Source organism: Marichromatium sp. PS1 (assembly GCF_041155115.1).
GTDB lineage: Bacteria > Pseudomonadota > Gammaproteobacteria > Chromatiales > Chromatiaceae > Marichromatium > Marichromatium gracile.
The window spans coordinates 272,508-282,755 of record NZ_BAAFHB010000001.1 but is presented as its reverse complement, the minus strand read 5'-3'; the positions used below and the strand labels follow the sequence as shown (position 1 = coordinate 282,755).

9 protein-coding genes are annotated in these 10,248 nt (G+C 72.2%); 6 read left to right on the top strand and 3 right to left on the bottom strand.

The genetic code is table 11. The features are described 5' to 3' along the window. From ACAM26_RS01290 to ACAM26_RS01270, 5 genes are all read left to right on the top strand, one after another. On the top strand, nt 1-887 hold an 887-nt coding region (locus tag ACAM26_RS01290), incomplete at its 5' end, for a lysophospholipid acyltransferase family protein (RefSeq protein WP_369612974.1). Then, complete coding sequence (locus ACAM26_RS01285) at nt 884-2,476, top strand: radical SAM protein (RefSeq protein WP_132228560.1); 1,593 nt, start codon at nt 884-886, stop codon at nt 2,474-2,476. The genes ACAM26_RS01290 and ACAM26_RS01285, both read left to right, overlap by 4 nt. 134 nt (nt 2,477-2,610) lie before the next feature. After that, on the top strand, nt 2,611-4,113 hold the full coding sequence (locus ACAM26_RS01280) for a radical SAM protein (RefSeq protein WP_123143279.1): 1,503 nt from the start codon (nt 2,611-2,613) through the stop codon (nt 4,111-4,113). Continuing rightward, the gene (locus tag ACAM26_RS01275) at nt 4,110-5,450 is read left to right on the top strand and encodes a radical SAM protein (RefSeq protein ID WP_234524381.1); all 1,341 of its coding nucleotides are present in this window, start codon (nt 4,110-4,112) and stop codon (nt 5,448-5,450) included. Before ACAM26_RS01280 ends, ACAM26_RS01275 begins: the two co-directional genes overlap by 4 nt. After that, a complete protein-coding gene (locus tag ACAM26_RS01270) occupies nt 5,447-6,664 on the top strand; it encodes a glycosyltransferase family 9 protein (RefSeq protein ID WP_123143281.1) in 1,218 nt (405 codons plus the stop codon). The genes ACAM26_RS01275 and ACAM26_RS01270 overlap by 4 nt, the downstream gene beginning before the upstream one ends. Here ACAM26_RS01270 and ACAM26_RS01265 read toward each other — a convergent pair. The 3 genes from ACAM26_RS01265 to ACAM26_RS01255 are packed head-to-tail and all read right to left on the bottom strand — an operon-like array spanning nt 6,562 to nt 9,185. Further along, nucleotides 6,562-7,506 carry a hypothetical protein gene (locus tag ACAM26_RS01265; RefSeq protein ID WP_369612973.1) on the bottom strand — a complete coding sequence of 315 codons (945 nt, stop codon included), beginning with the start codon at nt 7,504-7,506 and terminating at the stop codon, nt 6,562-6,564. The genes ACAM26_RS01270 and ACAM26_RS01265 overlap by 103 nt on opposite strands. Further along, nucleotides 7,503-8,117 carry a sulfotransferase gene (locus ACAM26_RS01260; RefSeq protein WP_369612972.1) on the bottom strand — a complete coding sequence of 205 codons (615 nt, stop codon included), beginning with the start codon at nt 8,115-8,117 and terminating at the stop codon, nt 7,503-7,505. Before ACAM26_RS01260 ends, ACAM26_RS01265 begins: the two co-directional genes overlap by 4 nt. Nucleotides 8,118-8,147: 30 nt before the next feature. Continuing rightward, complete coding sequence (locus tag ACAM26_RS01255) at nt 8,148-9,185, bottom strand: NAD-dependent epimerase/dehydratase family protein (RefSeq protein ID WP_369612971.1); 1,038 nt, start codon at nt 9,183-9,185, stop codon at nt 8,148-8,150. 207 nt (nt 9,186-9,392) lie between these two features. Here ACAM26_RS01255 and nadC point away from each other — a divergent pair, with 207 nt between their 5' ends. After that, the gene (nadC, locus tag ACAM26_RS01250; RefSeq protein WP_369612970.1) at nt 9,393-10,241 is read left to right on the top strand and encodes a carboxylating nicotinate-nucleotide diphosphorylase; all 849 of its coding nucleotides are present in this window, start codon (nt 9,393-9,395) and stop codon (nt 10,239-10,241) included. The last annotated feature ends 7 nt before the right edge of the window (nt 10,242-10,248 follow it).

Genomic DNA, 10,248 nt, shown 5'->3' with positions numbered 1-10,248 from the left:
TGGGCGCGGTGGTGGCGCTGCTGGCGCGCGGCAAGGCCGCCGAGTTCGCCGCGGCGATGGCCGCCGCCCCGGCGCTGGCGGCGCTGCCGCGGCGCCGTCGCTGGGTGCGCCGGGCCTTCCAGAACCGTCTCTGCAACGAGCTGGAGGTGCTGGTCTTCCCGCGCCTCGGGCCGGCGCGGATGGCCGGTTTCGTGCGCTGCGACGACTGGTCCGAACTCGATGCCGCGCTGGCGCGCGGTCAGGGCGCGATGCTGCTGCTCGCGCACTTCGGTGCCAACCAGATGGCGATGCCCGCGCTCGGTCACGCCGGCTACCGGATGTGCCAGATGGGGGCCTCGCCGCTGGTGTGGCGCGAGCGCATCAGCCATCGTCGCTTCTCGCCCCTGGAGGCGCGCACCCTCGAGCTGCGCTGGCGGCACGAGTGCGCGCTGCCGGTGCGTCATATCGACGCCTTCGGCTCGTTGCGCCCGGCCTTCGCCTGTCTGCGCGCCAATCAGGTGCTCGGCATCGCCATCGACGGCGCCGCCGGCAGCGACTGGGCCGAGGTCGATTTCCTCGGCGCGCGCGCGCGCTTCTCCACCGGCGCGCTGCGCATCGCCGCGCGCACCGGTTGCGCGGTGCTGCCGACCTTTCTGGTGCGCGAGCCCTCCGGGGTCAGCCGGCTGGAGATCGGCGCGCCGCTCGAGTGGGGCGCCGACCCCGCCGATCCGGCGGCGCTGGGCGCGGCGATCCAGGACTATGCCCGGCTGCTCGAGCGGCGGGTGATCGCGCAGCCCTGTCATTACCTGCCGTTCCTCGCGCTGCGTCGCATGACCGCGCTCAAGGAGGGCGAGCCGCCGCTGCTGCTCGAGACGCCCTCGGCCCCACCCGGAGGTCTGCCCGCATGAAGCTCACCCTGATCACCCCGACCCCGCCCGACATCAGCGCCTTCGACGTGCGCGCGCTCTCGGCCCATGTCCGCGCCTGCGGTCACCAGTGCCGGTTGATCTTCCTGCCCGGCAGCATCGGCCGGTTGCGCGCCGATCGCGAGGTGATCTATCACTATCCGCCCGAGGTGCTCGACGATCTCGCGACGCTGAGCGCCGACGCCGACCTGATCGGGCTGTCGTTCATGACCCAGTACTTCGACCGCGCGCTGCAGGTCACCGAGCACCTGCGCCGGGTCCACGACGCCCCGCTGGTGTGGGGCGGGGTGCACCCCTCGAGTCGCCCCGACGAGGCGCTCGAGCACGCCGACATGGTGGTGATCGGCGAGGGCGAGCACACCCTGGTCGAGCTGCTCGAGTGTCTGGCGCGCGGCGCCGATCACCGCCGGGTGCGCGGGCTCTGGGTGCGCGAGGGCGAGCAGCGTCACCGCAACCCGCAGCGCCCGCTGATCGACGATCTCGACAGTCTGCCGCCGTTCGACTTCTCCAACGACGATCACTATGTGCTCGATCCGCGCGCCGGGCGCCTCCGGCCGCTCACCGACGCGCTGCTGCGCGAGATCCTGCCGCTGTTGCCGGGGCCGGGCGGTACCCTCAGACGCGCCTTTCGCACCATGACCGACCGCGGCTGTCCGCACCGCTGTACCTATTGCAGCGTCTCGGCGATCAAGGCGCGCTGCGCCGAGGACGGGGTGCCCTATCTGCGCTTTCGCGGTGTCGAGCGGGTGATCGCGGAGCTGGTGGCGGTGCGCGAGCGCTTCCCCTTCGTCGAGGCCTTCCAGTTCTTCGACGACACCTTCTTCGCCCGTCCCCGCGCTCAGATCGAGGACTTCGCCGCGCGCTATCGCGAGCGCGTCGGTCTGCCCTTCTACGTCCAGGCCAGCCCCTCGACGCTCAACGAGCGCAAGCTGCTGGCACTGCTCGATGCCGGGCTGGTCTATGTCGAGTTCGGCATCCAGAGCGGCAGCGAGCGGATCAAGCGTCTCTACGACCGCACCGAGTCCAACGAGCGGGTGGTGGCCGCCGCCGAGCTGCTGCACCGTCACCGCGACCGCCTGCTGCCGCCGGACTATCACGTCATCACCGACAACCCCTGGGAGACCGAAGCCGACGCCATGGACACGGTGCGGCTGCTCTACCGGCTGCCCAAGCCGTTCGGGCTGGCGGTCTCGAACCTGGTGTTCTACCCCCACACCCCGCTCTACGACCGCGCCGTCGCCGAGGGGCTGCTCACCGACACCGGCCCGGCACTCTATCGCAAGCCGTTCTTCGCCCCCCGTCGCACCTACCCCAACTTCCTGCTGCACCTGTTCACCTTCCAGCACGTGCCGCGCTGGGTCTATCGGGTGCTGATCAGCGAGCGCGCGGTGCGGCTGTTCTCGCGCCCGGCGCTGCTCGCGCCGCTGGGCCTGGTCACCCGGGTCGGCGAGGGGCTGCGGCTGCTCGCCAAAGGGGGCGGGGCGCTGGCGCGCGGCGACTGGTGGCGCATCGCGCGCTATCTGCAGCGGTTGCGCCCGGTCGACCCCGGGGTGACCGGACGCCGGCACTGAGGCGCGCGCCGGCGGAGCCGGCCGTGCGCCAGGGCCGGACGGCGTCGCGGCCATCGTCGTGACGCATCCCCGGTCGCGCCGCGCCAGGAGGGCGGGGCGTGACCACGACCCGGCAACCGAGGAGGAGCCCGCGGATGCGCATCGCGTTGATCTCGCCCTTCCCTGACATCACCGTGTTCGGTCTGCGCACCATGTCGGCCTATCTGCGCGAGCGCGGCCACTGGACGCGGATGATCTTCCTGCCCGACCCGGCCTGCGACGAGGACTACGGCGAGGAGCGCTATCGCCCCGAGACCCTGCGTCAGCTGGTGGCACTGTGTCGCGACGTCGATCTGGTCGGCATCACCCTGATGACCAACTACTTCGCCGCCGCGCGCCAGATCACCCACGCGATCCATGCCGCGACCTCGGTGCCGGTGGTCTGGGGCGGGGTGCACGCCACCATCTGTCCCGACGAGTGCATCGTCCACGCCGACATCGTCTGTGTCGGCGACGGCGAGGAGGCGCTGCTCGATCTCGCCGACGCGCTCGGTCGCGGCGCGGCCATCGACGCCCTCGCCAACCTCTGGGTGCGGGCGGGGGACGGGGCGATCAGTCGCAACCCGCCGCGACCGCTGCTGCGCGACCTCGATCGCTATCCGGCGCCCGACTACAGCCTCGCCGACCACCACTTCATGGTCGCCGACGGCACCATCACCCCCTTCACCCGCGAGCTCACCGAGCGCCATCTGCGTACCGGCACCGTCTCCAACCTGCTCGGCAAGATGGGCTACCAGACCATGACCGGGCGCGGCTGTCCGCACAAGTGCTCCTACTGCGCCAACGACGCGCTCAAGAACCTCTACGACAAGCGTGGTTATCTGCGCTGGCGCAGCGTCGAGCACGTCATCGACGAGCTCGAGCAGGTCAAGCGCCGCTTCCCGGACATCGGCTTCGTATGGATCTCGGACGATGCCTTCTTCTCGCGCCCGAGCGCCTCGCTGGCGGCCTTCTGCGCCGCCTACAAGGAGCGCATCGGGCTGCCCTTCTCCTGTCTGGCCAGCCCGCTGACGGTGACCGAGGAGAAGATGGCGTTGCTGGTCGACGCCGGTCTGGTCTACGTGCAGATGGGCATCGAGAGCGGCAGCGCGCGGATGCAGGCGCTCTACAACCGCGCCCGCATGGACAACCGCCGGGTGCTGCGCGCGGCGCGGATCATCAACCGCTATCGCGCGCGGATGTTCCCGCCGAGCTACGACTTCCTGCTCGACGTGCCCTACGAGCGCACCGAGGACACCCTCGAGAGCCTGCGTCTGATCGCCCGCCTGCCCAAGCCCTACCGTCTCCAGCCCTTCTCGCTGGTGCTCTATCCGGGCACCGAGCTGCATCGCATGGGGGTGCGCGACGGTCATGTGCGCGATGCCCATCGCGACGTCTATGCCAAGAGCTACAACATGCGCGCCGGCAGCTATCCCAACCTGCTGTTCGCGCTCGCCCAGGGCGGGCGCATGCCGGGGCCGCTGCTGCGACTGCTCGCCAGCCGGCCGCTCGGGCGGGTGCTCGGCGCCGCGCCGCTGCGCCCGGGCTTCGCCTGGCTCTATCGCGCGCTGCGCGCGCTCAAGGCGCGGTTGCGTCCGGCCGGGGGGCGCGCGGCATGAGGGTGTTGCTGATCCAGGCCTTTCTCGGCGGCAACGAGCCGCTGGTCTTCCCCATCGGGCTCGGCAGCCTGGCGGCGAACCTCGTCGGCCACCAGGTGCGGGTGCTCGACACCAACCTGGTCGAGTCGCCGCGCGCCGCGCTCGCCGAGGCGCTGGCCGAGTTCGCGCCCGAGGCGATCGGCATCTCGCTGCGCAACATCGACTCGACCAACAAGCGCGAGGTGGTCTTCTACTACCCGTTGCTCGGCGAGCTGCTGGAGGTGATCGAGCGGCATGCTCGCGCGCCGGTGATCATCGGCGGCTCGGGCTTCTCGATGTTCGCGCGCGAGATCATGGAGGCCGAGCCGCGCCTCGACCTCGGCGTGCACCTCGAGGGCGAGGAGACGTTGCAACTGCTGCTCGAGCGTCTCGATCGTCCCGAGACCGTACCCTCGGTGTTCTATCGGCGCGACGGCGCGCTGCACTTCTCCGGGCCGCTGCAGGGACCGGTCGATCTCGACGCCATCGCGTTGCCCGAGCGCGGCGCGCTGCGGGTCGGCGACTATCGCGCGGGCTTCGTCGACGCCATCGGGGTGGAGACCAAGCGCGGCTGCCCGCTGAGCTGTGTCTACTGCATCTACGGCTATCTCAACGGCAAGCGGATGCGGCTGCGCGACCCGCGGCTGATCGTCGACGAGATCGAGGCCCTGGTGCGCGATCACGGGGTGGAGCGCTTCACCTTCGTCGACTCGGTGTTCAACCTGCCGCGCGCCCATGCCGAGCGCATCTGTCGCGAGCTGATCGCGCGCGGGGTGCGGGCGCGCTGGTCGGCGTGGATCAACGAGCGTCACGCCGATGCCGCGTTCATGGCGCTGGCGGTGCGCGCCGGTTGCGTCCACGCCATCTTCTCGCCCGACGCCATCGCCGATCCGACGCTGCGCCGTCTCGGCAAGGACATGCGTCGCGCCGACATCCTGCGCATCTACCGTCTGCTCTCGCGCCACCCCGGGCTGGAGGTGAGCTACAACTTCTTCCGCAACCCGCCCGGCCAGACCCTCGGCAACCTGCTCTCGATCCTGTTCTTCGTGCTCCGCGCCAGGCTGCGTCTGGGGCGTCGGGTGCACTTCGAGTTCAGCGTGCTGCGCATCGAGCCGCACACCGGGCTGCACCGCATCGCCCTGGAGGAGGGGGTGGTCGATCCCGACGACCCGCTGCTCTATCCGCGCTACTACACCAACCCGCGCACCCGTCATCTCGACCGTGCCTTCGACGCCCTGCTCTGGCTCAAGGGGCGCATCGGTCGGCTGCGCGCGCGTCGCGCCGCCGCGGCCAGCAGTCCCACCGAGGAGGGCGCATGAGCACCGGTCCCTACAAGATCGTCAACGCCCGCAAGCGGCGTCTGACCCGGCTCGCCGACCTGATCGGCGCGACCCTGAGCCTGCCCTGGCGGCAATGGCGCCGGGCGCGCCCGCTCGACCCCGCCGAGGTGCGCGAGATCCTGCTGATCCGCACCCTCTATCTCGGCGACGTGATGATGACGGTGCCGATGCTGCGCCCGCTGCGCGAGCGCTTCCCCGGCGCGCGCATCACCCTGCTCACCGCCGCCGGCGCGGCGCCGTTGCTCGAGGGCAACCCCGACCTCGACGCGCTGATCACCTACGACCCCTTCTGGTTCAGCGATCGCAGCGGTCCGCTCGACTATCTGCGCTGGCGCTGGCGGATGCGCCGCCGGCGCTTCGATCTGGTGATCGAGGCGCGCGCCGACATCCGCGAGATCCTGATGCTGGTGCGCCCGCTGCGGGCGACCCACAAGGTCAGCTACGGCGTCGGTGGCGGCGCCTGGATGCTCACCCGGGTGGTGCCCTATCCGGGGGTGCGACACAAGGTGGAGTATCACCTCGATCTCTGTCGCGCACTCGGCTGTCGGGTCGAGGGCGTGCACTGGGACGTCCACCACAGCGCCGCCGAGCGCGCGGCGCTCGCGCGGCTGCTCGCCGAGCAGGGCCTCGCCGCGCCCTTCGTCGCCGTCCACCCGGGCTCGCGCCTGGCCCTCAAGCGCTGGCCGGCGGCGCGCTATGCCGCGCTGGTCGAGCGCGTCGCACGTCGGCTGGGACTCGCGGTGGTGGTGCTCGGCGCCCCCGGCGAGCGCGCCCTGGTGGCCGAGGTGGTCGGCGCCGGCGGGCCCCGGGTGCACGATCTCAGCGGCCGGCTCGGGCTGCGGGCGATGGCCGCGCTGCTGCGCGAGGCGCGGGTGCTGGTGTGCAACGACAGCGCGCCGATGCACCTGGCTGCGGCCGTCGGCACCCCGGCGCTGGCGCTGTTCGGGCCCTCGTCGAGCGTCGAGACCGGTCCCTACGGCCTCGGACACCGGGTGGTCGAGGTCGCGGGGCTGTGGTGTCGCGCCGAGTGCGACGAGCACGGCTGTCGTCATCCCGAGCGACAGTGGTGCATGCGCCAACTCGGGGTCGATCAGGTGTTCGCGGTGCTCTGCGAGATGCTCGGCGCCGAGGCCGCGGCGGGGGCGAACTGGTCCCAGAACTGCCACAGCCCGGGATCGCTGTCGATCCAGTGACGCAGCCGCGCGACGAAGGCCTGCTGCAATTGCTCCGGGGTCTCGGCCCCGGGCGGCGGCGACTCGATCACCGCGCGGTAGCGACGGGCGCCGTCGCGGGCCAGGAAGAGGAAGCGCATCGGCGCGCCGGCGCTTTGTGCCAGGCGGAAGGGGCCGAGCGGCAGCTCCAGGGTGTGACCGCAGCAGGCGTGGGGCAGGTGATGGCCGTAGCGCTCGGCGGTGCCGGTGCCGTCGCCGGCCATCATCAGCACCCGCCCGGCGGCGAGGCTGCGGTAGAGCTGACGCTGGAAGCGCGTGACATAGATCATCTCGGCCGGGAAGGCCTCCTCGAGGCGCAGCCGGTGGTGGAGCTGGACGCGGCGACCGATGAAGGAGAGCCCCCGCGCCGAGCGCAGCCCGAGCTGGGTCATCGGGTAGCCGAGACGACCGAGCGCGACCAGCGGCAGCTGCGAGGGGCCGAGATGGGCGTGCACCAGCACGCAGCCGCGACCCTCGGCGAGCGCGGCGTCGAGCCGGTCGCGCCCGGCGATCTCGATCACCCGCGACAGCGCCCGCCCGCGCAGCCGGTGGTAGTGGAAGATCGACAGCCGGTCGACATAGTGGTTGATCAGATAGGTGCGGCTCCAGGCGGCGATCCGCGCCGCGTCGGCGGCGGGATAGGCACGACCGAAGAGCGCGCGCAGTTGCGCGCGACGCGTGCCGGAGAGCGCCAGGTGCAAGCGCCCCATGGCGGCGAACAGCCGCAGGTTGAGCGCGATCGGCGCGCGCGCGCAGAACCAGCGCAGCGGGTACCAGATCAGCAGCCGCAGCAGGTCGCGCGCCGGGTGCTCGTGCACGATCATCGCGCGCCCCCCCGGCGCTGGCGGTAGAGCCCGGGGTCGGCGACCGCGGCCATCGCCTCGCGGTCGAGCGGGCGGTCGAGGAAGTCGGCCACGCGCGCCGCCTCGGCGGCGGGCTCGGCGATGGCGCGCGCATAGTCGACGTCGAGCACCTGGATGTGACGCTGCACGGCGAGCCAGCCCTCGAGCGCGGCGAGCTGGCGGCGGTAGAGCGTCTCCAGGGTGGCGTCGTCGATCTTGTCGGGATCGGTGCCGCGACGCACCAGCATGGCGCGCTGCGAGGCCAGCACCTCGCCGAGGTCGCGGCGCATGAACAGCACCCGATAGCGGTGTCCCGGGGGCAGGGCGTCGAGCAGCGGCGCGACCACCTTGATCGCCTTGCCGCGGGCCGCGCGCAGCCAGCCCGGATCCTCCTGGCGCAGCCGTTTCACCCGTTCGTGCTCGAAATAGCCGCGCGGGTTGTCGGCGTCGGCCGCGCGCGCGGCGTCGCTGAACACCTCCACCCCGCCGGCGGCGAGCATGGCGGTCATCATCGAGGTGCCCGAGCGGGGCAGGCCGGAGACGACGATGATCTCCTGGCGGCGGCGCAGACGGTCGAACAGCGGTAGCGGCATCTCGGGGGTCCGTGGCGGTGTGGGTTGAGGTCAGTTGCGCGGCGGGCGCAGCAGGCCCTGGTCGCGATACCAGGCGACGGTGCGGGCGATGCCCGCGGCGAGCGAGTGGGGCGGGCGGTAGCCGAGCTCGGCGCGGGCCTTGCCGATGTCGACATAGAGCCGGCTCTCGGCGGTCCACTCGACGGTCTTGCGCGAGAACGGCGGGCGTCCGGTCTGGGGGATGAGGAAGGGGTAGAAGGGCAGCACCTTGCCCAGCCCCTCGAAGCCGAGCCCGATGGCGCGCGCCAGCGGGATCGGGAGGCGCGGGGTCCACACCCGTACCCCCAGCTCGGCGGCGATGGCGTGGACGATCTCCTCGAGCGAGTAGGAGCGCGCGTCGGAGATGAAATAGACCTCGCCCGGACGGCCGTGCTCGGCGGCCAGGCGCAGCCCGGCGACCTGGTTGCCGACATAGCAGAACTCGGTGAGCACCTCGCGCGGGCCGATCAGCGGGTAGACGCCCTTCTCGATCACCCGGAAGAGCCGCCCGAGCAGGATCGGCTCGCGCTCGCCATAGGTCATCGGCGGGCGCACCACCACGGTCTCCAGAGTGCCGTCGGCGGCGGCCTCGCGCACCAGCCGCTCGGCCTCGAGCTTGCTCCGGCCATAGATGTTGCGCGGGTGCTGGGGGCTGTCCTCGGTGAGCGGGCGCCCGTCGCGCGAGGTGCCCACCGCCTCGATGGTGCCGGTGAACACGAAACGGCGCGCGCCGGCGCGGCGCGCGGCCTCGAGCAGCAGCCGGGTGCCCTCGACGTTGACCGCCCGGTAGCGGGCGTCGGGGACCCGGGCGTCGTGTCTGGAGATGGCGGCGAGGTGATAGACCTGCCCGACCCCGGCGAGCGCCGCCTCCAGGCTCGTCGCGTCGAGGAGGTCGCCGTGACGGATCTCGGCGCCGCAGGCGCTCAACGCCGCGCAGTCCTCGCCGGGACGCACCAGGGCGCGCACCGCGATCCCGTCGGCGCGCAGCGACTCGACCAGATGCCCGCCGATGAAGCCCGCCGCGCCGGTCACCAATGCCACTCGTGTCATCGCGTCAGCCTCCTCGGGTCGTCACCGGCGCCGTGCGCGCATCAGTTACGCGACGAACGTTAATGAGCCGCGCCGGCGGCGTCAACGCTGTGATGACCCCGGCGCCCTGGCTGCGCCCGGACGGCACGGCTGTGGCATGATCGCCCCCCTCGATGGGCGCCCGCCGGTGGTGCGCCCGGTCGCCGACGACACAGGACACCGATACCCATGCACAGCCCCCAGACCCTCGATCCCTCACTGATCCGCGAACAGGCGCGCGCGGCGCTCGCCGAGGACCTCGGCAGTGGCGACGTCACCGCCGCGCTGCTGCCCGCCGATCAGCAGGCGCGCGCCGAGCTGATCACCCGCGAGTCGGCGGTGCTCTGCGGCCGGGACTGGTTCGAGGCGGTGTTCCACGCCCTCGACCCGGCGATCCGCATCGACTGGGAGGCGGCCGACGGCGAGCGCGTCGCGCCGGGGCAGCGGCTGTGCGTGATCACCGGTCCGGTGCGCGCGCTGCTCACCGGCGAGCGCACGGCGATGAACCTGCTGCAGACCCTCTCGGGCACCGCCACCCGCACCCGCCGCTTCGCCGACGCCGTCGCCGGGCTGCCGGTGGCGGTGCTCGACACCCGCAAGACCCTGCCGGGGCTGCGCCTGCAGCAGAAGTACGCGGTGCGCTGCGGTGGCGGCACCAACCACCGCATGGGGCTGCACGACGCCATCCTCCTCAAGGAGAACCACATCCTCGCCGCCGGCTCGATCGCCGCGGCGGTGGCCGCGGCGCGGGCGCTGGAGACCGGGCTGGAGATCATCGTCGAGGTCGAGTCGCTCGCCGAGCTCGAGCAGGCGCTGGCCGCCGGTGCGCCGACGGTGCTGCTCGACAACTTCGGCAACGACCAGCTGCGCGAGGCGGTGGCGCTGAGCGCCGGGCGGGCGCGCCTGGAGGCCTCCGGTGGGGTGAACCTCGAGACCATCCGCGGCATCGCCGAGACCGGGGTCGACCGCATCTCGGTCGGCGCGCTCACCAAGGACGTGACCGCGGTCGATCTGTCGATGCGTCTGGAGGTCGGCTGAGCCTCGC

Coding starts and splice junctions, on each gene's coding strand:
- ACAM26_RS01285 (WP_132228560.1), top strand. CDS start 884: ATGAAGCTCACCCTGATCACCCCGACCCCGCCCGACATCAGCGCCTTC.
- ACAM26_RS01280 (WP_123143279.1), top strand. CDS start 2,611: ATGCGCATCGCGTTGATCTCGCCCTTCCCTGACATCACCGTGTTCGGT.
- ACAM26_RS01275 (WP_234524381.1), top strand. CDS start 4,110: ATGAGGGTGTTGCTGATCCAGGCCTTTCTCGGCGGCAACGAGCCGCTG.
- ACAM26_RS01270 (WP_123143281.1), top strand. CDS start 5,447: ATGAGCACCGGTCCCTACAAGATCGTCAACGCCCGCAAGCGGCGTCTG.
- ACAM26_RS01265 (WP_369612973.1), bottom strand. CDS start 7,506: ATGATCGTGCACGAGCACCCGGCGCGCGACCTGCTGCGGCTGCTGATC.
- ACAM26_RS01260 (WP_369612972.1), bottom strand. CDS start 8,117: ATGCCGCTACCGCTGTTCGACCGTCTGCGCCGCCGCCAGGAGATCATC.
- ACAM26_RS01255 (WP_369612971.1), bottom strand. CDS start 9,185: ATGACACGAGTGGCATTGGTGACCGGCGCGGCGGGCTTCATCGGCGGG.
- nadC (WP_369612970.1), top strand. CDS start 9,393: ATGCACAGCCCCCAGACCCTCGATCCCTCACTGATCCGCGAACAGGCG.